The following is a 25,196-nucleotide window of genomic DNA, read 5'->3' on the forward strand; positions in this document are numbered from 1 at the left end:
CGGACGCGCACACGCTCAAGCAGGCGTTCCGCCCCCGTCCCTGACAGCGCCATCGCGGGGGGGGCAGCGCAGATGCACGGTGACGATGGTGCCGATACCCTCGGTACTGTCGATCACCACACTCCCGCCATGCAGGTCGACGATCTGGCGGACCATGTGCAGGCCGATGCCCGAGCCCGACAATTTATGCGCATTGCCGGCCCGATAGAAACGCTCGAACACGCGCGGCTGGTCGGCCAGGGGGATACCGATACCCTCGTCGCGCACGGTCAGCACCACGCCGCCGTGATTGGCCCTGAGCTTCACCTGCACCGGATCATCGACGGAATATTTGAGGGCGTTGGAGATCAGGTTGTTGATGACCAGCGGCAACAGATTGGAATCACCCCACACCCGCGTCACCCGGCCCATATCAAGCAGCACCTGCCGCCCGCCCGAGGCCGCCTGATGATGGGCCACCGCCGCCCGCAGGATGGGCGCCAGGTCGAGCACCTGTTCTTGCAGGATCATCCGCCCGGTTTCCAACTGTTCGTCGGCCAAGCAGGTGCCGATCAGGTCGATCAGCCGCCCGACCGCGCCGCGAATGGTCTCGAGCCGGGTCAACATGCCCGAATCCACCCGTTGCGCCCGCATCATCAGCATCTGCGCCGCCGAATCGATGATGGCCAAGGGGGTGCGGAATTCATGGCTGACCATGGACAGAAACTGGCGCAGCTGGCTTTTGGCCGCCGTCTCCCGTTCCAGCGCCACTTCCGCCCGATCCTTGGCCCGGGCCAGGGCATCGCGGCTGTCCATCAGTTCCGCCGTGCGCTCGGCCACCTTCAGTTCCAGCTGTTCGTTGGCTTCGGCCAGCTTCTGATTGAGGCTGTTGATGGTTTCGATGTCGCGCCAGGCGCGCAGGGCGCCGACCAGGGCCGTGAACAGTTTTTGCGCCGTCAGTTCGCTTTTGCTTTTGTAATCGTTGACGTCATAGGAGACGACCACGTCGCGTTCCGGCGCCTCGCCCGGCTGACCGGTGCGCAAAATGATGCGGATTTCATGGTTGCGCAAATCCTCGCGCACGCTGCGCACCAGCTTCAGACCGGCATCGGGGCTTTCCATCACCACGTCGAACAAGGCGACCGGAATGGACGGATTTTCCGCCAGCACCCGTCGGGCCTCGGCCGCCGAACGGGCGGAAATCATCTGGAAGCCACGGCCTTCGAAGGAAAAGTCGCGCAACAGGATCTGGGTCATGGCGTGGACTTGTTCGTCGTCGTCGACCACCAGCACCGGCCACGGCGGCAACTTGGCGCCACGTCGAGGCTTGTCGCGCAGAATAAGTGGAGCGGAACCGACCATCATCGCCCCCTGTTCAGCGCACAGCCACCGGCGCAGTGAAGGCATAGCCGGTGCCGTGCACCGCCTCGATGGGCAATTCGCGGCCCAGGGCTTCCTCGCCCTTGGCGCGCAGGCGACGCACCATGGAATCGACCGAACGGTCGCCGGCATCCCATTCGCGCTTGCCCAGAGCCTTGAAGATGGCCGAACGCGACACCGGCTCACCCGGGCGCTCCACCAGCAGCGACACGAACACCCGTTCATTGGCGGTCAATTTGGTACTGCCGCCATCGGGGGAAACCAAGGACCAAGCCAATTGGTCGTAAACCCACTGAGCCCCCGTCGGCGTCAGTCCGCCAGCGGCGACCGGCACCGTCGCCGCCCCTTGCAAACGACGCGACAACGACCGCACCTGGGCTTCCAACTCGCGCAGTTCCACCGGCTTGACCAGATAGACGTCGGCGCCGATTTCCAAGCCAACCACCCGGTCCACGTTCACGCCACGGGCGGTCAGCATGATGATGCCGATTTCCGAATGGTCACGCAGGCGCTTGGCGATGGAAAACCCGTCCTCGCCGGGCAGATTGATGTCCAGGATGATCAGATCGGCGGGGTGTTCGGCCAAGGCCCGGTCCAGGGCGCGGCCATCTTCACAACCCACCACCACATGACCACAGGCGGACAGGTATTCCACCACGTCCGCCCGCAACGATGCTTCATCTTCGACTACGGCTATGCGCGCCATCTATTCCCCTACCCCGCTCCACCGGCATGGGGCCAGTGGAGCATCAACCAGGGCGGCGCGTCAAACCCCTTGCGCACACCCCAACCGATCCGCTCACATCTTGGGAGCGACGATCTTTTCCACCAGCTTGACCAGCAGACGATCCATGCGACCGGCCCACACCTCGTCACTGTCGATCATCTCGCGGCAACGGCGGAAGGCGCGCAACACGGTGGTGTGACTGCGACCGCCGAACACCCGGCCCAGCTCCGGCAACGAGCACGAGGTCAGCAGACGGGCATAGTACATGGCGGCCATGCGCGGCTTCCACAGCCGGTGATCGCGGGAGTGGACCATCATTTCGCGCTCGGACAAACCGAACTCGGCGGCCACGGTGGCGATGACGTCGGCGACGAAGGGATCGCTGACCTTGTAGCGGAGCGGCGCGGCAGAGCGGATTTCAGCAAGAGCGACGGACATGATTTTGTCCCCCTTTCAACAGTGTTTGCTTACATCCTATTGTGCGCATGTGCACAAGATCAGCCACCCGCGAGATGAAATTCGTTGTGTCGAGAAGTGACGAAGACTTCACAGGGCTGTCACATCAGCCCAAACGCGACTGGAATCCTCGCACCGCCGCCACCAGGGCGCGGCGGGCGCCGGGCTCCATGGCCGAATGACCGGCATCGGCGACCATGTCCAGGCGGGCGCCGGGCCATTGCCGGGCCAGTTCATGGGCGGTGACCGGTGGACAAACCACGTCGTAGCGCCCCTGCACCAGATGGGCCGGCAGATGGCGGATGCGGGACATGCCGGCCAACAATTGCCCCGGCTCCATGAAACCGCCATGGGCCATGTAATGGCATTCCATGCGGGCCAAGGCCAGGGCTTGACCTGCCTCCATCTCGCTGGGCTGGTCGCGTGGGGTCAAGCGGGCGCAGGCTTCCTCGTAGGCGCACCATACCTTGGCCGCCGGCAGATGAATGGCCGGGTCGGGGTGCATCAGCCGGCGATGATAGGCGGCCAGCAAATCGGCGCTTTCGCCGTTCACATGATCGCGGAAACGCTGGTGCGCCTCGGGGAAAAAGGTGCCCATGCCATGCAGGAACCATTCGGTCTCGATCGGTCGGAACAGAAAGATGCCGCGCAGGACGAAACCCAGCACCCGTTCCGGATAGGCCTGACCATAGGCCAAAGCCAGGGTGCTGCCCCACGACCCCCCGAACAAAAGCCAGTTCTCCACCGCCAGGTGATGGCGCAGTTTTTCCATGTCGGCGACCAGATGCGCCGTTGTGTTGGCTGCGGTTTCGGCATTGGGCTGCGAGTTTCCGCAGCCACGCTGGTCGACCAGAATGATGCGCCAATAGCTGGGATCGAAATAGCGGCGATAGGGCGGCGCCGTCCCCGCCCCCGGCCCGCCATGGACGAACAGCACCGGGCGACCGGTGGGATTGCCCGACACTTCCCAGTACAGGGAATGGCCGTCCCCCACCTCCAGCATTCCCGAGGCATGGGTTTCGATGGGGGGAAACAGGTCCATGGTCGGTCACTGCCTTCGGGCAAGGGTTGACGTGGCGATGGTTTCCACCCTAAACCCGCAATCATGGACGTCAACCTCTTCGATTTCGATCTGCCGCGCACGCTCATCGCCGAGCGCCCGGTAAGCCCCCGCGATGCCGCCCGCCTGCTTCATGTGCAGGCGGGCGGCCTGACCGACGGCGTCGTCGGCGACTTGCCCCGCTGGCTGCGACCAGGCGACCTCTTGATCAGCAACGACACCCGCGTCATTCCCGCCCGCCTGTTCGGCCGCAAGGGGGAAGGCGGGGTCGAGTTGACCTTGCATGAACGCACATCCTTGGACGAATGGAAGGCTTTCGCCCGCCCGGCCAAGAAACTGCGCCCCGGCGACAAGGTCCGTTTCGCTGACGATTTCTCTGCCACCGTGGCGGCCAAGGGCGAGGCCGGCGAGGTCTTGATGCGTTTCGACCGTGGCGGCGACGACCTGATGCTGGCGCTCGACGCTTACGGTCGTCTGCCGCTGCCGCCTTATATCAGGAAGGGCGAGGCGGACGAGCGCGACCGCGCCGATTATCAGACGGTATTCGCCCGCGAAAAGGGCGCGGTGGCCGCCCCCACCGCCGGCCTGCACTTCACCGATAGCCTGCTCGCCGCCCTGGAAAGCGCCGGGGTGACGCGGACTACCGTCACCTTGCATGTGGGCGCCGGCACCTTCCTGCCGGTCAAGGTCGATGACACCAAGGATCACCGCATGCACGCCGAACGCGGCGTGGTCACCGCCGAAGTGGCCGATCTGGTCAACCGCACCAAGGCCGCCCGCGGGCGGGTGGTGGCGGTCGGCACCACCAGTTTGCGCCTGCTGGAAAGTGCTGCGGATGACGACGGGGTGTTGCATCCCTTCGATGGTCCCACCGACATCTTCATCACGCCGGGCTACCGCTTCAGGCTGGTGGACGTGCTGATGACCAATTTCCATCTGCCCAAATCCACCTTGTTCATGCTGGTTTCCGCCTTTGCCGGGCTGGACCGCATGCACCAAGCCTATGCTTACGCCATGAATCGCGGCTATCGTTTCTATTCCTATGGCGATGCCTGCCTGCTGGAGCGGGAGAACCCTTGTTGACGCAGTTTCGTTTCGACCTTCACGCCACCGACGGCGCCGCCCGTCTGGGCATTGTCCACACCGCCCACGGCCCCATGGACACCCCGGCCTTCATGCCGGTGGGCACCGCCGGCACGGTCAAGGCCATGCTGCCGGACAGCGTCGCCGCCACCGGCGCCCAGACCATCTTGGGCAACACCTATCACCTGATGCTGCGCCCTGGGGCCGAACGCATCGGCCGGCTGGGCGGGTTGCATGAATTCATGCAATGGCAGGGGCCGATTCTCACCGATTCCGGCGGCTTCCAGGTCATGAGCCTAGCCAAGCTGCGCAAGATGACCGAAGAAGGCGTCGCCTTTCAGTCCCACATCGACGGCTCCAAGCATCTGCTGACGCCGGAACGATCCATGCAGATCCAGCATCTGCTGGATGCCGACATCACCATGGCCTTCGACGAATGCACGCCGTTTCCGGCGACGCCGGAACAGGCGGCGCAATCCATGCGCCTGTCCATGCGCTGGGCCAAACGGTCGAAGGATGCTTTCGTCGAGCGTCCCGGCTATGGCCTGTTCGGCATCGTCCAGGGCGGCATCCACCACGATCTGCGCCAGGAATCGGCGGAAGCCCTGCAAGGCATCGGCTTCGACGGCTATGCGGTGGGTGGATTGGCGGTGGGCGAAGGGCAGGAACTGATGTTCTCGACCCTGGATTTCACCACCCCCTTGCTGCCCACCGATCGTCCGCGCTATCTGATGGGGGTGGGCAAGCCGTCCGATATCGTCGGCGCCGTATTGCGCGGCATCGACATGTTCGATTGCGTCATGCCAACCCGGTCGGGCCGCACCGCCCAGGGCTTCACCCGGCGCGGCACCGTCAATTTGCGCAATGCCCGCCACCAGGACGACCCGCGCCCGCTGGACGAACATTGCGCCTGCCCGGCCTGCCGCCAATACAGCCGCGCCTATCTGCACCACCTGATCCGGTCCGAGGAAATCCTGGGGCCGATGCTGCTGACCTGGCATAACATCCAGTTCTATCAGGACGTGATGAAAGGCCTGCGTCAGGCCATCGGCGAAGGGCGGGTGCAGGATTTCGCCCGCGACTTCCTGGCCACCGAAGCGTTGGGCGATATCGAGCCGATCTGAAAGGGAATAGGATGAGCGACACGAGCGACCGCGAGGACCGCATCTACCGCATGGTCCAGCGTTTTTACGAACTGGGCAACGAAGACCCAGTGCTGGCCCCGGTCTTCGCCGCCGCCATCACCGACTGGCCCGGCCATTTCCGCATCGTCGCCGATTTCTGGTCCCACGCCCTTTACGGCAGCGGTCGCTATCGCGGCCACCCTTTCCCGGTGCACATGCACCTGGATTTCGGCCCCGAAGCCTTCGATGCCTGGCTGAAGGCCTTCACCCAGGCGGTGGCCGAAATCCTGACCCCGCTGGAAGCGCAAAACGCCCTGGGCCGGGCGCGGCACATGACCGAAAGCTTTCGCGTCGGCCTGTTCCCGTTCACCCTGGCCGACGGCACCCCGTCGCGGATGCCGCCGAAAACCTGATCAGTCGCGAACCCAGCGGGCCAGATAGGTGCGGATCAGACTTTCCATCTGACCGTCGATATCGCGGATCAGCGCTTCCGACAGTTGGTAGAGCACGCGGTCGCGTTCGTTCAGCGTCGCCCCTTCCGACACCGTCTGCGAGCGCGCGGCGCGGGCGATGACGTCGGCGATGGGCATGTGCCGTTCATCCAGAATCTGGATGGCCACGTCCAGGCTGGCTTCATAGCGCTCGGCCTGCTGTTCCTTGAACATGCCGGTGAAGCCCTTTTCCGTCGGCAGCGGCACTTCCACCACCTTGGCGTCCTTGATCAGCACGCGGGCGAAACCGCTGCGGCCGATGGGCCGCAGGCGATCCTGGGCCCAGCGCACGGTGGCGCCTTCCGGGCTCAGCGCCATCAGGTGTTCGATATTGGGCTTGCGGCCCGAGGGCACGTATTCAGGTACGATTTCCAACTGGCCCACGTCCAGACGGAACGGGCTCTTGTCGGCGAACGACAGTTCCGGCGCCTTCTGCACCACCGGTTGGGCCTCGCAGGCGGCCAGGGTCAGAGCGCCGGCCAAAGCCAGCATCAGGCGGGGAAAGCGGAACGACATGGCGTTATCCCGTTATTGGGGTGGGGGGGAATTGCGCGCCTATTGTGGCGCCGCAAACCGTGCCGTCAAGAAGGCGTTTTCCCGCGCTTGGGCGGCATATACACCCGGTCCAGGTCGTCGTCGCCGAAAGCATAGGTGGTGCGGCAAAATTCGCAGGTGATGGTCACCTGTCCCGCTTCGTTCTTCAGGCTTTCGATCTCGGCCCGGGGGATGGATTGCAGCATGTGCTCGACGCCATGCAGCGAGCACCGGCAGCCGGCGCGCAACGCCTTGGCTTCCCACGCGGTCAGATCCTCGGCGTGGAACAGGCGGTGCAGCAAAACCTCGCCGGCCAGGGTGGTGGACAGCATTTCCGTGTCCTTGACGCTGGCCATCAAAATAGCGGCGGTGCGCCAGGCCTCGTCGGCATCGTCGGTGGTCAGGATCGGCCCGCCCGGCTGATTACCCGGCATGCGCTGGATCATCAGCGCCGCCGAACGCCAGCCGCCACCATCGGCGGTCGGGGCTTGCGACACCAGAACCACCTTGCTGTCCAGTTGTTCCGACTGGGTGAAATAGTTTCGGGCGCAATCGGCCAGGGTATCGCCGGTCAACTCGACGATGCCCTGATAGCGCTCCACCGTCAGCCCCTGATCGACGGTGAAGGCCAGATAGCCCTTGCCCAGCAGGGCGGGCACCGGGGCGCTGTCTTCCGCCACCGCCGCCAGCTTGGCCGCGTCGAAGCGGGCATAGCCGCGCATGGCGCCGGCGCTGGTGATGTCGGCCACCACCAGGGAAACCGCGCCGTCGCCCTGGGCTTGCAGGGTGAAGACGCCGTCATATTTCAGCGACCCGGCCAACACCCCGGCCAAGGCCAGGGTCTCGGCCAACAAGGCGCCGACGCGCGGCGGATAATCATGGCCGTCGAGGATGGTCTGCACTGCCGGGCCCAGACGGACCAGACGACCGCGCACCAGACCGCCAGCCAGTTGAAACGGCAGGATCAGATCATCGGCGGCAAGGCTCACAGCAGGCACCAGGAGAGGATACCCTTTTGCACGTGCAGACGGTTTTCCGCCTCGTCCCACACCACCGACTGAGCGCCGTCCATGACCGAATCGGTCACTTCCTCGTTGCGGTGCGCCGGCAGGCAATGCATGAACAGGGCGTCACCGGCGGCATGGGCCATCAGCCCGTCATTGACCTGATAGGGCGACAACAGGGTATGGCGGTTGGTGTCGGTACAGCCCATGGACACCCAGGTATCGGTGATCACCAGATGACTGTCCTTGACCGCCGCCACCGGGTCGCTGCCAATGACCACGCGCGCCCCCTGGGCCCGGGCCCAATCGACCGCCGCCGCATCGGGCATCAGTTCCGGCGGACAGGCCAAGCGCATTTCGAAATTGAAATGGGCGGCGGCCTGAATCCAACTGGCGGCGACATTGTTGCCGTCACCCACCCAGGACACCACCTTGCCGTCCAGCGAACCGCGATGTTCGGTGAAAGTCATGATGTCGGCCATCACCTGACAGGGATGGGTGTCGTCGGTCAGGCCGTTGATCACCGGCACGGTGGCGTATTCCGACAATTCCGCCAGCTTGGCGGGGTCGTCGGTGCGGATCATGATGGCGTCCACATAGCGCGACAAGACCCGTGCCGTGTCGGCGACGGTTTCGCCCCGTCCCAACTGGGTGTCGCCCTTGGACAGCACGATGGTATCGCCGCCCAATTGCTTCATGCCGGTCTCGAACGACACCCGGGTGCGGGTCGACGGCTTTTCGAAGATCATGGCCAGAACCCGGCCCGACAGCGGCTTGGGGCGGCCGAAAGGCTGCTCGCCGCGCTTGTAGGCGGCGCCCAGGTCCAGAATTCGGCGTAGGGTTTCCGTGTCGAAACGGTCCAGATCCAGAAAATGCCGGGTCTGCCCGGCGCGGCTGCGGCCCGGATTGACGGTCATGGAGTCACCTCGTCCAGGGTACGCGCGATAATGGCCAGCGCCTCGTTGATTTCGGCTTCACCGATGATCAGAGGCGGCAGCAGACGCACCACGTTGTCGCCGGCACCGATGGTCAAAAGACCGTTGGCCATCAGCCGGGATTGCAGCTCGGTATTGGGAATGCGGCATTTGAGCCCGATCATCAGGCCCAGACCGCGCACTTCCTCGATCACCGCCGGGAAGCGGGCGGCAAGGCTGTCCAGTCCCTGCCGCAACAATGCAGCCTTGGCATGGATTGCGTCCATGAAGCCCGGCTCCAGCATGACGTCGAGCACGGTTTCGGCCACCGCCATGGCCAGCGGATTACCGCCGAAGGTCGAGCCATGGGCACCCGGCACCATGCCCTTGGCCGCTTTTTCCGTGGCCAGACAGGCGCCGACGGGAAAGCCGCCGCCCAAGCCCTTGGCCACCGGCATGATGTCGGGGGTGACCCCCATCTGCTGGTGGGCGAACAAGGCGCCGGTGCGGCCCATGCCGGTCTGCACCTCGTCGAAGATCAGCAACAGGCCGAATTCGTCGGCCGCCGCCCGCAGGCGCTGCAGATAATCGGGATCGCCCGGCACGATGCCGCCTTCACCCTGGACCGGCTCGACCAGAATGGCGGCTGTCTTGCCGGTGATGGCGGCGCGCAGGGCGTTGAGATTGCCGAAGGGAACATGGACGAAGCCGGGCATCTGCGGGTCGAAGCCCTTCAGATGCTTTTCCTGGCCACCGGCGGCGATGGTCGCCAAGGTGCGGCCATGGAAGGCGCCGGTGGCGCAGATGATCTCGGTGCGCTCAGCATTGCCGGAATCGTAATGGAACTTGCGCGCCATCTTGATGGCGCACTCGTTGGCCTCGGCCCCGGAATTGCAGAAGAAGACGGTGTCGGCGAAGGTATTGGCCACCAGCTTGGCCGCCACGCTCTCCTGCCCGGCGACCCGGTACAGGTTGGACGTATGCCACAGCTTGCCCGCCTGCGCCTGCAACGCCGCCACCAGCCTGGGATGACAATGGCCCAGATTGGTCACCGCGACACCGGCGCCGAAATCGAGGAATCGGCGCCCGTCATCGGCCCACAAAGTGGCACCCTCGCCGCGTTCGAACACGACATCGGCCCGCGCATAGGTCGGCATGACGACAGGAATCACGATCCACCCTCCCCAACAGGAAAGCCGGAAACCATCGTCCCCGACGGACGATCAGCACCGGCACGTTGAAAGGAAAGGCGGGAATATCCCTATGTTGACGGCAAAAGTCAACCAGACTTATCCCCAGACGCACGAACGCCCGCCCCCCGGGAGGAGAGGGGGCGGGCGTCGCACGGCGCCTGGGCGGAGGAAACCCCGCCCGGCGCGGGTCCGGTTGTTAGGCGGCCGACTTGACCAGGGACTGGAAGGCGGAGACGCGGGCGCTGATCGGCTCCAAGGCCGCAGTGACCACGGTCTGGGTCAGTTCCACGAACTTGCGGCTGTCGGCGATGACGCCTTCCACCGATTCGCGGGCCAGCTTGGTGTTCAGCTCCAGGAACTCGGCCGGGGTCTTGCAGGCGAACAAAGCCTTGAACGCGGCATCGGCCTTGGCCTGCGACGCGGTCAGGTATTCCTGCGAGGCCTTGGCGACATCTTCCAGGCCCTTGACGGCGACGGAGCTGCTCTTGACCAGGGCTTCGGTGTTGTCCTTGGACAGGGCAACGATCTTTTCAATGCTGTCGATCTTCATGGCGCAATCCTTTGAATTTGGGTTGGACAACCGCCTTTCGTAAGGCCGTTGTGCAGTGCAACATGAGGATAGAATACGGATTGGCGCGGCAAAGGCAAGGGGTTTTTGTGCAGCGCACAATAATATCATCCAGGCACGCGAAAGGGCGCAGCCAAACGGATGCGCCCTTTTAAAAAAGGCATTTATGATCAGCGCGTTACGGCGATATCACGCAACACGGCGGTTTCCATCTGCGCCTCGCGCAGGCGGAAATTGACGGCATCGCCGATGGACACCATGCCCAACAGATCGCCACCATCGACCACCGGCAGATGGCGAATGCGCCGTTCGGTCATGATTTCCATGATGCGCTTGACCGAATCGCCGGGACCACACGTCAGCACCGGGCTGGTCATGATGTTGCGCACCGGCATGTCGACCACCCCCTTGCCGAACTGGGTGATGCCGGAAACGATGTCGCGTTCGGACACCACACCGACCACCGTGCCCTTGGCGTCGCAGACCACCGCCACACCCACTTTCTTGGCGGACATCAGGGCGGCGGCATCGGCCACCGAGTGCTCGGGGCGGATGGTGAAAACGTTGCTGCCCTTGGTCTTCAGAATTGCTTCGACCGACATGGCTCCCCCTCTTGTATTTTATAGTTGAACCCAAGCGAAAGCATGCCCGCCCGCGCCCATAGGCGCAACTGGAAAGACCGCGTCCAAACGGCGGCGGCGGAAAGACAACCCCCTCCCCCGGTGAAGGGGGAGGGGGTGTTCCACCGGACGGCTTACGAGTGTGGGGGGCGAAACCGCCCGGCCGGAACGGGCTCAATGGGCCTTGATCTCGATATCCTTGACCTTCGGCCCCTTGCCTTCCTGCTTGGGCACCTTGACCTTCAGCACGCCGTTGAAGAATTCAGCATCGGCGGTATCCGCGTCGGCGTCCTCGGGCAGACGGAAGGCACGGGCGAACGAACCGAAGCTGCGTTCAGAAACATGCACCGCGCCGCTATCGTCGCTATGTTCGCCGTGCTTTTCACCGCGAATGTTCAGCATGCCGTTGTCGACGGTGACCTTGACGTCCTTGATTTCCACCCCGGGCAGTTCGGCGTCGACCTCGTAATGATCGGGCATTTCCTTGACATCCACCTGCGGCATCACCTCACTCATGAGGCGCAACGCGCCGGGGCGCCACGGATCAAGCTCGAACATCGAGCGACCAAAGGCGGCGGGGAAGAAGCTGTGAAAAAGACGGTCGACCTCGTCGCGCAGGCCCACCAGCGGGTGGGAACCCGACTCGGCGGAGGCCGGACCGTGCATGGGCACGTGCCGCGTGGCTTTGTCGGCCATGGCTTCCTCCTGCAAAAATGGCTGCCGTCAGCCCCTTTCGGGGCTTGTGCACATTATAGCACCGATGGAAAAAGCCCCACCCACGGCTGCCGACATGGCAGACATGGCGGAAAATCATGATTGGATGAAATCGTCAGGCGCCGCCGAAACTTTGCACCAGCGAGCCGACCACCATGTACCAGCCGTCGACCAGCACGAAGAAGATCAGCTTGAACGGCAACGACACCATGGCCGGCGGAATCATCATCATGCCCATGCTCATCAGCACCGAGGCGATGACCATGTCGATGACGATGAAGGGCAGGAAGATGAGAAAGCCGATCTCGAAGGCGCGGCGCAATTCGCTGATCATGAAGGCGGGAATCAATGCCTTCAGGGGGGCGTCCTCGGCCTTGGCCACATCGGGGGTGCGCGACAGGTCCAGGAACAATTGCAGATCCTGATCCCGCACGTGGCGCAGCATGAAGGTTTGCAACGGCTTGACCGTCGCCTCGAAGGCCGCCGCTTCTTCCAGGCTGCCCTCCACATAGGGCTGCACGCCGTCATTCCAGGATTGTTCCAGGGTCGGCGCCATGATGAAGGCGGTCAGGAACATGGCCAAGGATACCAGCACCATGTTGGGTGGACTTTGCATGGTCCCCAGCGCCTGGCGCAAAAAGCCCAGCACGATGACGATACGGGTGAACGAGGTGACCATCACCAAAATGGACGGTGCCACCGACAGCACCGTGGTCAGAGCGATCAACTGGATGATGCGCAAGGTGGTGGAATTGGCGTTGCCGCCGCCGCCGCCCGTCCCCAGATTGAGCGAGAATTGCTGCGCCCAGGCCGGGGCCGACAGCACCAGCACGCCCACAACGGCCACACCGGCCGCGATCGCCCAACCTCGCCTCATGGCTTATTCTCCACCCCGCCCAGATCATCCTGGGCGGTTTCGATATTGCCTTCCACCAACAGGTCGCCGGCAGTTCCCAGCAACAGCAGGTGTTCGCGCCCGTCGCGGCGCACCAGCACCAGCCGGCGGCGGGAATCGAGGGCGATGGTCTCAACCAGCGCCAACCGCCGAACCGACGTCCGTGGCGGCACCATGCCGGGAACACCGAAGCGGCGCAAGAGCCACAGCACGCCCAGGATCATTCCCAGCACCAGCACCAAGGCGGCGACGCTGCGCAGATAATCGGTCATTTCCATCAGGCCGGCCCCTCGTCGTCGGCAACAGTCTCTGCTGTCGGCGGTTCCATGCGCTCGGTCACCAGTTCGGCCAGACGATCAAGGTCGGCGATCAGTTTTTCCAAGGCCGGGATCATGTCCTGGCCGGTCTCGCGCGGCAATTCCACCACCGTCTCGCACACCGACCGCACCCGGCCCTCCAGCGCCGACAAGTCGACGGTGGTGCCGGTGGCCAGCAGGCGCCGCGCCGTCATCACCATGGAGGTGGCTTTTTCCAGTTCCTGGAAGACTTGCGGCTCCGCGTTCATGCGCCCTCCGCCCCCGCTGCGGCTTCCATCTCGGTCATGCGGCCGTTGGCGCGATAGACATAGGCCAGGATTTCGGCGACGGCGGCAAAGGCTTCCAGCGGGATCACCGTGTCCACCTCGACCGCCGCCAGCACCTGGGCCAGATCGGGATCGGTGCGGACCTTGACGCCGTTGGCGAAGGCCAATTGCAAAATCTGCTCGGCCACCGCCCCCTTGCCCGAGGCGGTGACGGTGGGGGCATCGGCCTGATCGGGATCGTATTGCAAGGCGACGGCGATGGCGCCACGGCCCGCCGCCGGCGCGACGGCGGCAGCTTTGGCGGCGGTTTCGGCGGCCTCGTCCCACAGGTCACGGCCCTCGCCCATGCATCTGCCTTCCCGGTTGCGTGATAGGGAAGTGTGGGAGGCGCGCGCTTAAAATCAGGTTAAGCCGCCGGTTTTGAATCGATTCACCGTTTCTTAAAGGCGCCGCCGCCATACTGTTGACCGTAATGGGACGATTGAGGTCCGGGACATGTACGACAAACTGACATTGGTCAATCTGGCGCAAAGCCGCATGGATTGGATCGCACGGCGCCAAGAGGTGCTGTCCGAGAATATCGCCAATGCCAACACGCCCAAATACATCCCCAAGGATCTCAAGCCCTATAACTTCAAGGACGTGCTGGATCAAAGCGTGCCGGCGGTCAAGCTGCGCGCCACCAACGCCGCCCATGTGGTGCCGGAATTCCGCGACGAACAGCGGGCGGTCGACACCAAAAAGGTGTTTGAATCCTCGCCCGACGGCAATGCCGTGGTGCTTGAGGAGCAGATGGCCAAGGTGGGCGAGGCCAAGACGGCGTACGACGTGGCCGCCGGCTTGTTCCAGCGCCAGTTCAAGATGCTGAAGACCGCATTGGGCAAGGGCATTTAAGCCATGGATGAACTGCAAAAAGCCTCGAAGATCGCCATGTCCGGCATGAAGGCCCAGTCCGAGCGGCTGCGGGTGATCTCGGAAAACCTGGCCAATGCCGATTCCTTGGCCCGCACCCCCGACGGCACGCCCTACAAGCGCAAGGTGGTGACCTTCAAGAGCGAGCTGGATCGCGCCAACGGTTATACCGGCGTCAAGGTCGATAAGGTGCGCCCCGATGCGGCGGAATTCCAGCGCCGCTACGACCCCAAGCATCCGGCCGCCGACCGTGACGGCTATGTGCTGGCGCCCAACGTCAATCCGTTGATCGAGATGATGGACATGCGCGAGGCCCAACGCAGCTATGAAGCCAACATGAATGTGATAAACTCGTCCCGACAGCTGCTGTCGCGCACCGTGGAAATGCTGCGCCCCTAAGCGCCGTTTAAGGATTCGTCGCCATGACCAATATCGCCAATGCCGTCAACGCCTATGCCGCCTTCGCCAAACTGCCTTCCGCCGAAGGAATGGAAGCGCGCGACACGCCCACGCCGGTTCCCGGCAGCGATTTCGCCAGCGTGCTGAAGGATGCGGCCAAGATGTCGCTGAACGCGGTCAAGCAGGGCGAGCAGATGTCGGCGGCGGGCATCGCCGGCAAAGCCGACATCCGCGAGGTCGTGGCCGCCGTCAACAACGCCGAAATGACCCTGGAAACCGTGGTGACCGTGCGCGACAAGGTCATCAACGCCTATAACGAAATCCTGCGCATGCCCATCTGAGGGCAGGGGATACGGCGGATGAACATGGCCACGATCCGGCGGCACGGGTGCGCCAAAGGCAAAGCCCGAGCGGCGTCTGAGCCCACCCGGCACGGGTGCGCCAAAGGCAAAGCCCGAGCGGCGTCTGAGCCCACCCGGCACGGGTGCGCGATCCAATGACCGAAGCCGAGCTGATCGACATCGCCCGCGACGGCATCTCCACCTTGATCTTCGTGGCGGCGCCGCCGTTGCTGACCGGTCTGGCGGTGGGTCTGGTGATTTCCATCTTGCAGACCATCACCCAGATTCAGGAAATGACGCTGACCTTCGTCCCCAAGGTTTTGCTGGTGTTCGGATCGATCATCTTGTTCTTGCCCTTCATGCTGGGGCTGTTGACCGATTTCTGGAAATCCATGCTGGACCGCGTCATCACGGGCGGCGGATGAGTCCGTACCGGCCAAGACCGGCAGGGGGGATGGCGGCGTGCTGAACGATATCCTGACCCTCGATATCTACCGTTTTTTCCTGATCTTCACCCGGATCGGCGCGGCGCTGATGATCGTTCCCGGCCTGGGTGGCAGTCTGGTGCCCACCCGTATCCGCCTGATCTTCGCCCTGGCCATGTCCCTGGTGCTGTTGCCGGTCTTGGGCGGCGGCTTGCCGCCCTTGCCGACCCGCCTGAGCAACCTGTTTTTTCTGATCGGGTCCGAGGCGATGATCGGCGTCTACCTGGGCATTTTGACGCAGACGCTGATGAGCACGCTGCACGTGGCCGGCACCTTCATCGGCTTTCAGGTCGGACTGACCAATGCCTTTTCCTACGACGCCGTGGCCGAACAGCAAAGCTCGACCCTGACCGCTTTCTTCACCAACACCGCCCTGATCGCCGTTTTCGTCACCAATCTGCATCACCTGATGATCGAGGCCATCGCCGGTTCCTATGCCGTCATGGTGCCCGGCCAGCCCCTGCCCTTGGGGGATTTCGCCGAAACCCTGAGCAAGCTTCTATCGGCCAGCTTCAATTTCGCCCTGCAACTGGCGGCACCGCTTCTGGCCTTCGGCATCATCTACAACGTCGCCCTGGGACTGATGTCGCGGTTGTCGCCGCAAATCCAGGTGTTCTTCATCGCGCTGCCCTTGCAGGTGATGGCCGGCTTGTGGATGATGATGGTCGCACTGCCCCTGATCATCATCCTGTTCCTGCGCTGGTTCCAGGACGGCCTGATGCCCTTCCTGACGCCCAGGTAAGCCATGGCCGACGAAGCTTCCGACGACAAGACAGAAGAGCCAACAGGCAAACGCCTGGGGGAGGCCCGCAACGAGGGCAACATCCCCCAGACCATGGAAGCCAAGGCCATGATGTCGCTGGTGCTGGCGGCGATCATGCTGGCCTTTCTGGCACCCGACATGGCCCACAATATCAAGGCGGTGATCACCCCCTATATCGAGCAAGTGCATCTGATGGAGGTGGGGCCCGACGGCCTGGGTGAATTGCTGCTGCATCTGTCCCTGGGCGTCCTGCAAAGCATGATCGTCCCCTTTGCCCTGGTCATCGTCCTCGGTGTCGCCGCCTCGCTGGTGCAGACCAAGGGTTTCTTGTGGGTGCCCAAGAAGATCGTGCCCGACTTCAAGAAGCTCAACCCGCTCGAAGGCTATAAGCGCATCATTTCCGTCAACCAGCTGATGGAACTGGGCAAGCAGCTGATCAAGCTGACCGTTCTGGGCGCGTTGCTGGGCTGGGTGCTGTGGGGCAGCATCGGCGAATTCCAGAACTTGGCCAATCTCGAGTTGATGGCCATCTTGGAATACATCTCGGACAAGATTTTCTGGATGGTCCTGGTCACCTTGATGATGGTGACCCTGCTTGCGGTCGGTGATTACCTGTTCCAGCGCTGGCGCTGGATGGAAAAAATGAAGATGACCAAGCAGGAAGTGAAGGACGAACACAAGCAGGCGGAAGGCGACCCCCAGGTCAAGGCCAAGATCAAGTCATTGCGCTTCCAGCGGGCGCGCAAGCGCATGATGGCGGCGGTGCCCAAGGCCGATGTGGTCATCACCAACCCCACCCATTATGCGGTGGCACTGAAATACGATCTCGACGCCATGTCGGCACCGATTCTGGTGGCCAAGGGCACCGATCTGGTGGCCAAGCGCATCCGCGATCTGGCCGACGAACACGACGTGCCCATCGTCGAAAACCCGCCGGTGGCCCGCGCCCTGTTCGCCGCCGTCGAACTGGACCAGGAAATCCCGCCCGAGCACTACAAGGCGGTGGCCGAGATCATCGGCTATGTCATGCGTCTGAAGGGCAAACTTGCCCAGTGACCGCCGCGTAAGCCCGCTGCCCTGGACCCTGGGGGCGGCGGTAGCGGCCCTGGCGGGGATGGCGGTGCTGGAGGCCGGCCCCTTGGTGCCGGCCATGGCCGCCGCCTCGGCGGTGGCCCTGATCACCACCGCAGCCCTGGTGCGCCGCTGGATGCAGGATCGCCGTGCCGCCATGCATGCCCATATCCTGGCGGCGGCCCTGGATTCGGAAACCCGCGCCTGTCTGGTGGTGGCCGCCGACGGTACCGAACTTCATCGCAATTCGTTGGGGCGGCGCCTGCTGGGACAGGTGACCGACCCGCTGGCGTCATTCAAGGAACGCGCCGGCAGCGATGACCGCGTCTTGGACGACCTCGACCGGCTGGCGGCGGCGGCCATGGTGGGCGCCGTGCGCAAGGCGGAATTCTCGCTGCCCACCGTGGATGGCGGGCGCGAATGGTTCAGCGTCGAAATTCGCCCCGCCGGACCGGGGGCGGTGGTCTGGCTGGTGGAAGACGTCAGCCCCCGCCGCGCCATCGAGGAAACGCTCAGGCGCGAAAACGAATGGTTGGCCGATTTCATCGACTTCCTGCCCGTCGGCGTCTATTGCGCCGATTCCGACGGCATCATCCGCACCGCCAATCATCGCTTGGCCGAATGGCTGGGGGGCACGCCGTCGGAACTGATCGGCCACTCGCTGGAAGACGTGCTGGGTCAGACCCCCGACCCGGAAGCGGAGCGGGTCGAATTGCGCCTGATGGGCCGCGGCGGCGAAGTCTTCCAGGCCATGTTGGCCCATTCGGTGTTCGACGAAGGCGGCGAGATCCGCACCCGCTCGGTGGTGGTGCGCGACATGGTGCCGGAACATCAGTGGGAACGCGCCCTGCGCACCGCCGAGCGGCGGTTCCGCTGGCTGTTCGACGACGCCCCGGTCGGCATCGCCCTGATCGAGCCCGACGGCAGTATCGGCGCCTGCAATCTGGCCCTGCAAGCCATGATGGGCATCGACCATGACGGCATGATCGGGCGCCGGCTGGCCGATTACATCGCCGCCGAGCAGCAAGACAGTGCCGCCGAGCAACTGGCCCGGGTGCTGTCGGGGTCGCTGCCCGGCGCCCATCTGGATGTGCGGCTGAAGGGCCGACGCGACCTGATCGCCCAATTGTTCGTCAGCCCGACGCACGAGGATGGGGCGATTTCCGGCCTGATCGTCCATTTCATCGACGCCACCGAACAACGCAACCTGGAAGTCCAGTTCGCCCAATCGCAGAAGATGCAGGCCATGGGCCAGTTGGCCGGCGGCGTCGCCCACGATTTCAACAATCTGCTCACCGCCATGATCGGCTTTTGCGACCTGCTGCTGCAACGCCACGGCGCCGGCGATCCCAGCTTCGCCGACATCATGCAGGTGCGGCAAAACGCCAACCGCGCCGCCTCCTTGGTGCGGCAATTGCTTGCCTTCTCGCGCCGCCAAGCCTTGCAACCGCGTCTGCTCAACGTCACCGACGCCCTGGCCGAGCTATCCACCTTGCTGCGCCGGCTGTTGGGCGAGACCATCGACCTCAAACTGGTACACGGGCGGCAATTGGGGCTGGTACGGGTCGATCCCGGCCAGTTCGATCAGGTCATCATCAATCTGGCGGTCAACGCCCGCGACGCCATGCCCGGCGGCGGCGTGCTGACCATCCGCACCAACGCCGTCACCGTCGATCAGCCGGTGCAGCGCGGCCCCGAGCTGATGCCCGCCGGCCAATATGTGCTGATCGAGGTCACCGACAGCGGCACCGGCATCGCCCGCGAAAACCTGGGCCGCATCTTCGAGCCGTTCTTTTCCACCAAGGAAGTGGGGGCCGGCACCGGGCTGGGTCTGTCCACCGTTTACGGCATCGTGCGGCAAACCGACGGCTTCATCGTCGTCGACAGCGAAATCGGCCAGGGCGCCACCTTCGCCATCTACCTGCCCCGCTTCGAGGCCGACCCGGCCCAGGAAACCAAGAAATCACCCGCCACCCCCGACAGCACCGACCTGACCGGATCAGGCACCATCTTGCTGGTCGAGGACGAAGACGCGGTGCGCATGTTCGGTACCCGTGCCTTGAAGAATAAGGGCTACAAGGTCATCGAGGCGCGATCGGGCGAACAGGCGCTCGATGTGCTCAGGGCCGAGGACGGCATCGACGTGCTGATTTCCGACGTGGTCATGCCCGGCATGGACGGCGTGACGCTGGCCAAGCTGGTGCGCATGGAACGTCCGCACATCAAGCTGATCCTGATTTCCGGCTATTCCGAGGACGTGGCCAGAAACGGCATCGACCCCGATGCCGGCATCCATTTCCTGCCCAAGCCATTCTCGCTGAAACAACTGGCCGAGGCGGTCAAACAGGTGATGGACGGAACTTGATGCGAATTTAATGGGAACAAAAGTGAACATTCCTGTTGTGTTCTCGTCACGATCATGTACCTTGGGATGCAGGAAGCTGATTGCATCACCCGCCCAAGCGGGCTAAACCAAGGGGGCCGCCATGTCTCAGGCTGCGTTGCGTCTCGTGGATAAGGACACCATGGATCGTCAGAAGGCACTGGAAGCCGCCGTCAGCCAGATTGAGCGGGCGTTCGGCAAGGGCTCCATCATGAAGATGGGGCAAAAGGAAACGGTCGAGACCGAGGTGGTTTCCACCGGCTCGCTGGGTCTGGACATCGCTTTGGGCATCGGCGGCTTGCCGCGCGGTCGCATCATCGAGATTTACGGACCGGAAAGCTCGGGCAAGACCACCTTGGCCCTGCACGTTCTGGCCGAGGCGCAGAAAAAGGGCGGCACCTGCGCCTTCATCGACGCCGAACACGCCCTTGACCCGTCCTATGCCCGCAAGCTGGGGGTCAACCTGGATGATCTGCTGATCAGCCAGCCCGACGCCGGCGAACAGGCCTTGGAAATCTGCGATACCCTGGTGCGATCCGGCGCCGTCGACGTGCTGGTGGTCGATTCGGTCGCCGCCTTGGTGCCGCGTGCCGAACTTGAAGGCGAGATGGGCGATTCCCACGTGGGTCTGCACGCCCGCCTGATGAGCCAGGCCTTGCGCAAGCTGACCGGTTCGGTGTCCAAGTCCAAGACCATCGTCATCTTCATCAACCAGATCCGCATGAAGATCGGCGTCATGTTCGGCAACCCGGAAACCACCACTGGCGGCAACGCGCTGAAGTTCTATGCCTCGGTGCGTATGGAAATCCGCCGCGTCGGCGCCATCAAGGACCGCGACGAGGTGGTGGGCAACCAGACCCGCGTCAAGGTGGTGAAGAACAAGCTGGCGCCGCCCTTTAAGGTGGTTGATTTCGACATCATGTATGGCGAGGGCATTTCCAAGACCGGCGAATTGATCGATCTGGGCGTCAAGGCCAACGTGGTGGAAAAGTCAGGCGCCTGGTTCTCGTACAACTCGACCCGTGTCGGTCAGGGCCGCGAGAACGCCAAGCAATTCCTGCGTGACAACCCGGCCATGGCTGGCGAGATCGAAGCCACCATCCGCGCCAATGCCGGTCTGGTGGCCGAAGCCCTGGCCGCCGGCCCCGGTGACCTGGACGGCAACGCCGCCGAGGATTGATGCCAATCCCGCTGATCGGTCGCGATCAGCGGGACTTGGACTGGGCCGCGCGGCTTATGCCGCAGGTGGCAAGGATTGCGTACCGACGCTTTGCCTGAATGCGCTGTGAATGATCAAAGGGCCGCTCGATTGCGTTCGAGCGGCCCTTTGTTTGGTTCAAGGCAATGAAAACCGTGCCCGGATCAAGCCATGGCACCGTGGCAATGCTTGTACTTCTTGCCCGAACCGCAGGGGCACGGGGCATTGCGCGGAGTCGCCGACCACGTGGACGGGTCATTGGGATTGGTGGCCGGATTGCGCACGGTGGAGAGCGACAGGCCGGCTTGCTCCGCCTCGGCGGCAAAGGCCGGATCCTGTCGGCTTTCCTGCATCTGGCGCGGCGCCTTCGGGGTCAGGCTTTCCTGAACTTCACTTTCCGACGGCCCCACCCGCAGTTCCACATGGGCGAGGACGCTGGTCACCCGTTCGCGCAGATCGTTGAGCATCTGCTCGAACAGATTGAAGGCTTCGCGCTTATATTCGTTCAGCGGATCGCGCTGGCCATAGGCGCGCAGGCCGATGCCCTGGCGCAAATGATCCAGTTGCAGCAGATGCTCTTTCCACGCCTGATCGAGAATCTGCAGCAACAGGCTTTTCTCCACCATGCGCATGATCTCGGGCGTGTATTCCGCTGCCTTGGCCGCCATCTTGCGATCGGCGGCATCGGTGACGCGGTGGCGGATCTCCTGATCGGCGATGCCTTCTTCCTTGGCCCATTCGGCGATGGGGAGGTCCAGGTTGAACACCCGCAGCACTTCTTCATGCAGGGATGCCGTGTTCCAATCCTCGGCATAGGCGCGTTCGGGAATGGCACGGGCGACCAATTCGCCGATGACTTCATGACGCATGGCGGCGACGTCGTCGGAGACATCCTCAACCTGCATCAGTTCCTTGCGCTGTTCATAAATGACCTTGCGCTGGTCGTTCATGACGTCATCGAACTTCAGTAGGTTCTTGCGCACGTCGAAATTGCGCGACTCGACCTTTTCCTGGGCCTTTTCCAGCGCCTTGTTGATCCAGGGATGGATGATCGCCTCGCCATCCTTCAGCCCCAGCTTGCGCAGCATGCTGTCCATGCGCTCGGAACCGAAGATACGCATCAGGTCATCTTCCAGGGACAGGAAGAACTTGGAAGCGCCGGGATCGCCTTGGCGCCCGGAGCGACCGCGCAACTGGTTGTCGATGCGGCGGCTTTCGTGGCGTTCGGTGCCGATGACATAAAGACCACCGGCGGCCACGGCCTCGGCCTTGAAGGTCTCGATCTCGGCCTCGATGGCCTTGATGCGGCCGGCCCGTTCGGCGTCGTCGGTGATCTCGGACAGTTCCAGGCGCACCCGCATATCCAGGTTGCCGCCCAACTGAATGTCGGTGCCGCGACCGGCCATGTTGGTGGCGATGGTCACCGCGCCGGGAACACCGGCCTGGGCGACGATATAGGCTTCCTGCTCGTGATAGCGGGCGTTCAGCACCTGATGTGGGATGTTCTTCTTTTTCAGCAGTTCGGACAGCAATTCCGACTTTTCGATACTGGTGGTACCGACCAGCACCGGCTGCTTGCGGGTCCGGCATTCCTCGATCAGGGTACCGATGGCCTCGTATTTTTCCGCTGCCGTCCGATAGACCTCGTCATCGGCATCGACGCGCGATACCGGACGATTGGTGGGCATGTCCACCACTTCCAGATTATAAATTTCCTGGAATTCGCCGGCCTCGGTCATGGCCGTGCCGGTCATGCCGGCCAGCTTGGGGTAAAGCCGGAACAGGTTCTGGAAGGTGATCGACGCCAGGGTCTGGTTTTCGTTCTGGATGCTGACGCCTTCCTTGGCTTCCAGGGCCTGATGCAGGCCTTCGGAATAGCGGCGCCCATCCATCATGCGACCGGTGAACTCATCGATGATGACCACCTTGTCGCTTTTGACGATGTAATCCACATCCTTGGTGAACAGCTTGTGCGCCCGCAGCGCCTGATTGACGTGGTGCACTAGGCTGACATTGGTGATGTCGTAGAGGTTGCCGCCTTCCTTCATCAGCCCGGCTTCCACCAGCAATTGCTCGGTGTGCTCGGTGCCCTGCTCGGTCAGGGTGACGGCGCGCTGCTTCTCGTCCTTTTCGTAATCACCCTCCACCAGCAGGGGGATGATGCGATCGACCAGACGATAGAGGTCGGAATTGTCCTCGGTCGGGCCGGAAATGATCAGGGGCGTGCGCGCCTCGTCGATCAGGATCGAGTCCACTTCGTCGACGATGGCGTAATTGAAGGGCCGGTGGACCATTTCCTCCAGCCGGAACTTCATGTTGTCGCGCAGGTAGTCGAAGCCCAACTCGTTGTTGGTGCCATAGGTGACATCGCAGCCATAGGCGGCGCGGCGCTGATCATCATCAAGGCCGTGATGGATGACGCCCACGCTCAGTCCGAGGAAACGGTAGACCCGCCCCATCCACTCGGCGTCGCGTTGCGCCAGATAGTCGTTGACGGTAACCACGTGCACGCCGGCGCCGGTCAGGGCATTCAGGTAGACCGCCAAGGTGGCCACCAGGGTCTTACCTTCACCGGTCCGCATTTCGGCGATCTTGCCATTGTGCAGCACCATGCCGCCCATCAGCTGGACGTCGAAATGGCGCTGCCCCAGGGACCGCTTGGCCGCCTCGCGCACCACGGCGAAGGCTTCGACCAGCAGATCGTCCAGATCGGTGCCATCGGCCAGCCGGGCGCGGAATTCCTCGGTCTTGCCGCGCAATTCATCGTCCGACAGGGCGATCATGGCGGGCTCAAGGGCGTTGATCGCCTCGACGTCTTTTTTCAGGCCTTTGACGATACGGTCGTTGGCGGTACCGAAAAGCCGCCGGGCGATGGCGCCGAACATGGGCAAACCTCTGATAATTCTAAGGACGGACCCGGGGCGCGGGGCCTTTTGCGACGGCCAAACAGATAGAGCCCAAGGGGGCATCTGTCAATGAGAGGGGCCGGTTTATGTTGCCGGCGCTGTCTTCGGGCTCAGGCATCCGCCCCCGGTACGGTGAAGGCGAAGACTGAACCGCCGCCAGGCGCGGCCTCGACCCAGATGCGCCCGCCCCAGGATTCCACCATTTTCTTGGCCAGGGCCAGACCGGTGCCATTGCCGGGAATGCGTTGGCGCGTGTGCAGGCGGCGAAACAGCGAAAATACCGAAGTTCGGAATTCCGGCTCGATGCCGATGCCGTTGTCCTGAACCCGGAAAACCCAATCCCGGCCCTCGTCGGTGGCGCTGATGACGATTTCGCACGGAACATCGGGGCGGCGGAATTTGACGGCATTATCCAACAGCGTATGGAAAACCACCGCCAAACGGCGCGGATCGGCCAGAACCCGGGGCAATCCCCCCACCGCCACCTGGGCGTGGGCGCCATCAATGGAGCGCTCCAGGTCATTCAATACCGTGTCGATCACCGCGTTGGCGGCAACGCTTTCCGGCTGCGGACCGGTATGCACGGTAAAGTCCTCGACATCGGCCAACAGCGTCTTCAGTCGCGCCACCCCTTCCACCGCATAGCCGATGAACTGAGTGGCCTCGGCGTCCAGGCGGTCGGCATAACGCCGCTCCAGCAATTGGACGAAACTGGTGATCTGGCGCAACGGTTCTTGCAGATCGTGGGAAATGGCATGCCCCAACTCACGCATGCGTTCGTTGGTACTGGCCAACTCGTCCAAGGTGCGCAGCAATTCGGTCTCGGCGCGGACGCGGGCAGTGATGTCGATCAGCAACACCTGGCGTAGACGGCGCCCCTTTTCCAGATAGGTCTGACCGTGGATGGAGATATCCAGCTCACGCCCATCCTGGTGCCGCAAGCGCCAGACGGCGGTGGATTGCGATAATTCGCGCAGGCGCGGCAGCGACCGGGTCAGCGCATCGGTGGTGGGCTGAGGCATGAAATCGCTGACCAGACGGTCGATCATGGCCGTGGAATCATGGCCCAACAGACGCCCGACGGCGGCGTTGGCATCGACGATCAGCAAGCTGTCCAGGTCGTAGATGACCAAGGCCTCGGGGCTGTCGGCGAACAGACTGCGATAGCGATATTCCGACGCGGCCAGCGCCCGCATGAAAAACGCGCCCATGGCGAAGATCAGCACCGACGACAGCAGGACGAAGAACAACCCCTTCCAGCTTTGCACGATGGTCAACGAGGCCGGATCCTGGAACAAAATCGCAACGACGTGATCGGAGCCCAAAATCCAGACGCAGCCAAAAACCGCATAGCCAAGAGCCATACGGAGGGCAATGGAACCTATGCTCGTTATACGCGCATCCATGCCAACC

General features: G+C 63.3%; 28 protein-coding genes. 11 read left to right on the plus strand and 17 right to left on the minus strand.

What is annotated here, in order from left to right; all coding sequences use genetic code 11:
* Window positions 1–15: 15 nt before the first annotated feature.
* The 4 genes from MGMSRV2_RS14605 to pip form a co-directional block, all read right to left on the minus strand.
* A complete protein-coding gene (locus MGMSRV2_RS14605; RefSeq protein ID WP_024081125.1) occupies window positions 16–1,344 on the minus strand; it encodes an ATP-binding response regulator in 1,329 nt (442 codons plus the stop codon).
* Window positions 1,345–1,354: 10 nt separating this feature from the next.
* Window positions 1,355–2,065 (minus strand): response regulator transcription factor, encoded by a 711-nt coding sequence (locus tag MGMSRV2_RS14610; RefSeq protein WP_024081126.1) that lies wholly within the window; start codon window positions 2,063–2,065, stop codon window positions 1,355–1,357.
* A gap of 93 nt (window positions 2,066–2,158) precedes the next feature.
* Window positions 2,159–2,524 carry a helix-turn-helix domain-containing protein gene (locus MGMSRV2_RS14615; RefSeq protein ID WP_024081127.1) on the minus strand — a complete coding sequence of 122 codons (366 nt, stop codon included), beginning with the start codon at window positions 2,522–2,524 and terminating at the stop codon, window positions 2,159–2,161.
* 124 nt (window positions 2,525–2,648) lie between these two features.
* Window positions 2,649–3,584, minus strand: coding sequence for a prolyl aminopeptidase (pip, locus tag MGMSRV2_RS14620; protein ID WP_024081128.1), 936 nt, complete (start codon window positions 3,582–3,584; stop codon window positions 2,649–2,651).
* Between the two features lie 63 nt (window positions 3,585–3,647).
* Here pip and queA point away from each other — a divergent pair, with 63 nt between their 5' ends.
* Genes queA through MGMSRV2_RS14635 form a run of 3 tightly spaced genes read left to right on the plus strand, consistent with a single transcriptional unit; the run spans window position 3,648 to window position 6,222 of the window.
* Entirely contained in the window at window positions 3,648–4,685 is a 1,038-nt protein-coding gene (gene queA, locus MGMSRV2_RS14625; RefSeq protein ID WP_024081129.1) for a tRNA preQ1(34) S-adenosylmethionine ribosyltransferase-isomerase QueA, read from the plus strand.
* Complete coding sequence (tgt, locus tag MGMSRV2_RS14630) at window positions 4,682–5,809, plus strand: tRNA guanosine(34) transglycosylase Tgt (RefSeq protein ID WP_041634580.1); 1,128 nt, start codon at window positions 4,682–4,684, stop codon at window positions 5,807–5,809. Before queA ends, tgt begins: the two co-directional genes overlap by 4 nt.
* 11 nt (window positions 5,810–5,820) lie before the next feature.
* Window positions 5,821–6,222 carry a group III truncated hemoglobin gene (locus MGMSRV2_RS14635; RefSeq protein WP_024081131.1) on the plus strand — a complete coding sequence of 134 codons (402 nt, stop codon included), beginning with the start codon at window positions 5,821–5,823 and terminating at the stop codon, window positions 6,220–6,222.
* On the opposite strand, the gene MGMSRV2_RS14640 is transcribed toward MGMSRV2_RS14635, so the two are convergent.
* The 11 genes from MGMSRV2_RS14640 to MGMSRV2_RS14690 all read right to left on the minus strand — a co-directional run bounded on the left by MGMSRV2_RS14640 (window position 6,223) and on the right by MGMSRV2_RS14690 (window position 13,672).
* Window positions 6,223–6,816, minus strand: a complete 594-nt coding sequence (locus MGMSRV2_RS14640; RefSeq protein ID WP_024081132.1) for a hypothetical protein — start codon at window positions 6,814–6,816, stop codon at window positions 6,223–6,225.
* Window positions 6,817–6,881: 65 nt separating this feature from the next.
* Complete coding sequence (hslO, locus tag MGMSRV2_RS14645) at window positions 6,882–7,832, minus strand: Hsp33 family molecular chaperone HslO (RefSeq protein WP_242410691.1); 951 nt, start codon at window positions 7,830–7,832, stop codon at window positions 6,882–6,884.
* Window positions 7,820–8,755 carry an ornithine carbamoyltransferase gene (gene argF / locus MGMSRV2_RS14650; protein WP_024081134.1) on the minus strand — a complete coding sequence of 312 codons (936 nt, stop codon included), beginning with the start codon at window positions 8,753–8,755 and terminating at the stop codon, window positions 7,820–7,822. Before argF ends, hslO begins: the two co-directional genes overlap by 13 nt.
* Window positions 8,752–9,924 (minus strand): aspartate aminotransferase family protein, encoded by a 1,173-nt coding sequence (locus MGMSRV2_RS14655; RefSeq protein WP_024081135.1) that lies wholly within the window; start codon window positions 9,922–9,924, stop codon window positions 8,752–8,754. Before MGMSRV2_RS14655 ends, argF begins: the two co-directional genes overlap by 4 nt.
* Before the next feature lie 217 nt (window positions 9,925–10,141).
* Window positions 10,142–10,495: a phasin family protein gene (locus tag MGMSRV2_RS14660; protein ID WP_024081136.1), complete on the minus strand. Its 354-nt coding sequence runs from the start codon at window positions 10,493–10,495 to the stop codon at window positions 10,142–10,144.
* A 188-nt stretch (window positions 10,496–10,683) separates the two neighbouring features.
* Window positions 10,684–11,115: a CBS domain-containing protein gene (locus MGMSRV2_RS14665; protein WP_024081137.1), complete on the minus strand. Its 432-nt coding sequence runs from the start codon at window positions 11,113–11,115 to the stop codon at window positions 10,684–10,686.
* A 192-nt stretch (window positions 11,116–11,307) separates the two neighbouring features.
* A complete protein-coding gene (locus tag MGMSRV2_RS14670; protein WP_024081138.1) occupies window positions 11,308–11,829 on the minus strand; it encodes an Hsp20/alpha crystallin family protein in 522 nt (173 codons plus the stop codon).
* A gap of 133 nt (window positions 11,830–11,962) precedes the next feature.
* A complete protein-coding gene (gene fliP / locus MGMSRV2_RS14675) occupies window positions 11,963–12,724 on the minus strand; it encodes a flagellar type III secretion system pore protein FliP (RefSeq protein ID WP_024081139.1) in 762 nt (253 codons plus the stop codon).
* Window positions 12,721–13,020 (minus strand): flagellar biosynthetic protein FliO, encoded by a 300-nt coding sequence (locus MGMSRV2_RS14680; RefSeq protein ID WP_024081140.1) that lies wholly within the window; start codon window positions 13,018–13,020, stop codon window positions 12,721–12,723. Before MGMSRV2_RS14680 ends, fliP begins: the two co-directional genes overlap by 4 nt.
* Entirely contained in the window at window positions 13,020–13,307 is a 288-nt protein-coding gene (locus MGMSRV2_RS14685) for a hypothetical protein (protein ID WP_024081141.1), read from the minus strand. Before MGMSRV2_RS14685 ends, MGMSRV2_RS14680 begins: the two co-directional genes overlap by 1 nt.
* Window positions 13,304–13,672: an EscU/YscU/HrcU family type III secretion system export apparatus switch protein gene (locus tag MGMSRV2_RS14690; RefSeq protein ID WP_024081142.1), complete on the minus strand. Its 369-nt coding sequence runs from the start codon at window positions 13,670–13,672 to the stop codon at window positions 13,304–13,306. The genes MGMSRV2_RS14685 and MGMSRV2_RS14690 overlap by 4 nt, the downstream gene beginning before the upstream one ends.
* A gap of 148 nt (window positions 13,673–13,820) precedes the next feature.
* Here MGMSRV2_RS14690 and flgB point away from each other — a divergent pair, with 148 nt between their 5' ends.
* The 8 genes from flgB (at window position 13,821) to recA (ending at window position 20,859) form a co-directional block, all read left to right on the plus strand.
* On the plus strand, window positions 13,821–14,219 hold the full coding sequence (gene flgB, locus MGMSRV2_RS14695) for a flagellar basal body rod protein FlgB (RefSeq protein ID WP_024081143.1): 399 nt from the start codon (window positions 13,821–13,823) through the stop codon (window positions 14,217–14,219).
* A 3-nt stretch (window positions 14,220–14,222) separates the two neighbouring features.
* A complete protein-coding gene (gene flgC, locus MGMSRV2_RS14700) occupies window positions 14,223–14,636 on the plus strand; it encodes a flagellar basal body rod protein FlgC (RefSeq protein WP_024081144.1) in 414 nt (137 codons plus the stop codon).
* Between the two features lie 23 nt (window positions 14,637–14,659).
* Window positions 14,660–14,977 carry a flagellar hook-basal body complex protein FliE gene (fliE, locus tag MGMSRV2_RS14705; RefSeq protein ID WP_024081145.1) on the plus strand — a complete coding sequence of 106 codons (318 nt, stop codon included), beginning with the start codon at window positions 14,660–14,662 and terminating at the stop codon, window positions 14,975–14,977.
* Between the two features lie 155 nt (window positions 14,978–15,132).
* Window positions 15,133–15,402 (plus strand): flagellar biosynthesis protein FliQ, encoded by a 270-nt coding sequence (gene fliQ, locus MGMSRV2_RS14710; RefSeq protein ID WP_024081146.1) that lies wholly within the window; start codon window positions 15,133–15,135, stop codon window positions 15,400–15,402.
* Window positions 15,403–15,439: 37 nt separating this feature from the next.
* Window positions 15,440–16,204 (plus strand): flagellar biosynthetic protein FliR, encoded by a 765-nt coding sequence (gene fliR, locus MGMSRV2_RS14715; RefSeq protein ID WP_024081147.1) that lies wholly within the window; start codon window positions 15,440–15,442, stop codon window positions 16,202–16,204.
* 3 nt (window positions 16,205–16,207) lie between these two features.
* Complete coding sequence (flhB, locus tag MGMSRV2_RS14720; protein ID WP_024081148.1) at window positions 16,208–17,281, plus strand: flagellar biosynthesis protein FlhB; 1,074 nt, start codon at window positions 16,208–16,210, stop codon at window positions 17,279–17,281.
* Window positions 17,271–19,661 (plus strand): hybrid sensor histidine kinase/response regulator, encoded by a 2,391-nt coding sequence (locus tag MGMSRV2_RS14725; protein WP_024081149.1) that lies wholly within the window; start codon window positions 17,271–17,273, stop codon window positions 19,659–19,661. The genes flhB and MGMSRV2_RS14725 overlap by 11 nt, the downstream gene beginning before the upstream one ends.
* A 121-nt stretch (window positions 19,662–19,782) precedes the next feature.
* Entirely contained in the window at window positions 19,783–20,859 is a 1,077-nt protein-coding gene (gene recA, locus MGMSRV2_RS14730) for a recombinase RecA (RefSeq protein ID WP_024081150.1), read from the plus strand.
* Window positions 20,860–21,041: 182 nt separating this feature from the next.
* Here recA and secA read toward each other — a convergent pair whose 3' ends face one another.
* Together secA and MGMSRV2_RS14740 are read right to left on the minus strand one after the other, a co-directional pair.
* Window positions 21,042–23,762: a preprotein translocase subunit SecA gene (gene secA, locus MGMSRV2_RS14735; protein WP_024081151.1), complete on the minus strand. Its 2,721-nt coding sequence runs from the start codon at window positions 23,760–23,762 to the stop codon at window positions 21,042–21,044.
* Between the two features lie 131 nt (window positions 23,763–23,893).
* On the minus strand, window positions 23,894–25,051 hold the full coding sequence (locus MGMSRV2_RS14740; RefSeq protein ID WP_242410775.1) for a sensor histidine kinase: 1,158 nt from the start codon (window positions 25,049–25,051) through the stop codon (window positions 23,894–23,896).
* Between the last annotated feature and the right edge of the window lie 145 nt (window positions 25,052–25,196).

Origin of the sequence: Magnetospirillum gryphiswaldense MSR-1 v2, assembly GCF_000513295.1 — a bacterium.
In the GTDB taxonomy this organism is placed as follows: domain Bacteria; phylum Pseudomonadota; class Alphaproteobacteria; order Rhodospirillales; family Magnetospirillaceae; genus Magnetospirillum; species Magnetospirillum gryphiswaldense.

Excerpts from the sequence above, each read along its gene's own strand:
- MGMSRV2_RS14640 (WP_024081132.1), bottom strand. The coding sequence starts at position 6,816 with ATGTCGTTCCGCTTTCCCCGCCTGATGCTGGCTTTGGCCGGCGCTCTG.
- MGMSRV2_RS14635 (WP_024081131.1), top strand. The coding sequence starts at position 5,821 with ATGAGCGACACGAGCGACCGCGAGGACCGCATCTACCGCATGGTCCAG.
- MGMSRV2_RS14685 (WP_024081141.1), bottom strand. The coding sequence starts at position 13,307 with ATGAACGCGGAGCCGCAAGTCTTCCAGGAACTGGAAAAAGCCACCTCC.
- MGMSRV2_RS14670 (WP_024081138.1), bottom strand. The coding sequence starts at position 11,829 with ATGGCCGACAAAGCCACGCGGCACGTGCCCATGCACGGTCCGGCCTCC.
- flhB (WP_024081148.1), top strand. The coding sequence starts at position 16,208 with ATGGCCGACGAAGCTTCCGACGACAAGACAGAAGAGCCAACAGGCAAA.
- MGMSRV2_RS14615 (WP_024081127.1), bottom strand. The coding sequence starts at position 2,524 with ATGTCCGTCGCTCTTGCTGAAATCCGCTCTGCCGCGCCGCTCCGCTAC.
- MGMSRV2_RS14605 (WP_024081125.1), bottom strand. The coding sequence starts at position 1,344 with ATGATGGTCGGTTCCGCTCCACTTATTCTGCGCGACAAGCCTCGACGT.
- recA (WP_024081150.1), top strand. The coding sequence starts at position 19,783 with ATGTCTCAGGCTGCGTTGCGTCTCGTGGATAAGGACACCATGGATCGT.
- MGMSRV2_RS14665 (WP_024081137.1), bottom strand. The coding sequence starts at position 11,115 with ATGTCGGTCGAAGCAATTCTGAAGACCAAGGGCAGCAACGTTTTCACC.
- secA (WP_024081151.1), bottom strand. The coding sequence starts at position 23,762 with ATGTTCGGCGCCATCGCCCGGCGGCTTTTCGGTACCGCCAACGACCGT.
- argF (WP_024081134.1), bottom strand. The coding sequence starts at position 8,755 with ATGACCGTCAATCCGGGCCGCAGCCGCGCCGGGCAGACCCGGCATTTT.
- MGMSRV2_RS14680 (WP_024081140.1), bottom strand. The coding sequence starts at position 13,020 with ATGGAAATGACCGATTATCTGCGCAGCGTCGCCGCCTTGGTGCTGGTG.
- fliQ (WP_024081146.1), top strand. The coding sequence starts at position 15,133 with ATGACCGAAGCCGAGCTGATCGACATCGCCCGCGACGGCATCTCCACC.
- MGMSRV2_RS14610 (WP_024081126.1), bottom strand. The coding sequence starts at position 2,065 with ATGGCGCGCATAGCCGTAGTCGAAGATGAAGCATCGTTGCGGGCGGAC.
- flgB (WP_024081143.1), top strand. The coding sequence starts at position 13,821 with ATGTACGACAAACTGACATTGGTCAATCTGGCGCAAAGCCGCATGGAT.
- queA (WP_024081129.1), top strand. The coding sequence starts at position 3,648 with ATGGACGTCAACCTCTTCGATTTCGATCTGCCGCGCACGCTCATCGCC.
- fliP (WP_024081139.1), bottom strand. The coding sequence starts at position 12,724 with ATGAGGCGAGGTTGGGCGATCGCGGCCGGTGTGGCCGTTGTGGGCGTG.
- pip (WP_024081128.1), bottom strand. The coding sequence starts at position 3,584 with ATGGACCTGTTTCCCCCCATCGAAACCCATGCCTCGGGAATGCTGGAG.
- MGMSRV2_RS14690 (WP_024081142.1), bottom strand. The coding sequence starts at position 13,672 with ATGGGCGAGGGCCGTGACCTGTGGGACGAGGCCGCCGAAACCGCCGCC.
- fliE (WP_024081145.1), top strand. The coding sequence starts at position 14,660 with ATGACCAATATCGCCAATGCCGTCAACGCCTATGCCGCCTTCGCCAAA.
- MGMSRV2_RS14660 (WP_024081136.1), bottom strand. The coding sequence starts at position 10,495 with ATGAAGATCGACAGCATTGAAAAGATCGTTGCCCTGTCCAAGGACAAC.
- flgC (WP_024081144.1), top strand. The coding sequence starts at position 14,223 with ATGGATGAACTGCAAAAAGCCTCGAAGATCGCCATGTCCGGCATGAAG.